The sequence below is a fragment of the Pseudomonas sp. QD4 genome (genome assembly GCF_049199125.1).
In the GTDB taxonomy this organism is placed as follows: domain Bacteria; phylum Pseudomonadota; class Gammaproteobacteria; order Pseudomonadales; family Pseudomonadaceae; genus Aquipseudomonas.
The window spans coordinates 1-473 of the sequence record NZ_JBLZOM010000021.1 but is presented as its reverse complement, the minus strand read 5'-3'; the positions used below and the strand labels follow the sequence as shown (position 1 = coordinate 473).

The following is a 473-nucleotide window of genomic DNA, read 5'->3' as shown; positions in this document are numbered from 1 at the left end:
GAGCTTGCCAGTTAGCTTTGAATAGTCCAGAGCATTGTCTGAACCATGATATGGGGATGACTTTCTAAAGGTTCCCATTCATCTATGAATGAAAACCCCTGGTTCAGATAGAAGTTTGAGGCTCTGGCATTGTCGGGAGAGACGTCCAGAAAAACACGATCATGGCCTTTCTCTATCGCGCGAGATTTCACTGCCTCAACCAGCTGAGCTGCCACACCAGAGCCCCGCGCAGTAGGATCAACCCACATCCCGATCAGGTTATAGCGATTCGCGCCACTGACCGCCGCACCGATCATGCCAACCGGTTTATCGTCCTTCACGGCCAGCCAGAATTCAGTTCCGGCCGACGAGGCTCTGTCTTTCCATTGTGCATCACTGTATAGGGCGGCAGTCTGGTAGCTCACACCAAACGCCGTTGGTGTGTCCAAAAGGGCTGCGAGACGAACTTGCTTCAAAAGCATCCAGTCTTTTAC

The 473-nt window shown here is 52.0% G+C and carries 1 protein-coding gene; it reads right to left on the bottom strand.

The window, feature by feature from the left end; translation table 11 throughout:
• Positions 1 to 11: 11 nt before the first annotated feature.
• A partial coding sequence (locus ACOZJV_RS34700; RefSeq protein ID WP_421549615.1) for a GNAT family N-acetyltransferase occupies positions 12 to 473 on the bottom strand: 462 nt, incomplete at its 5' end.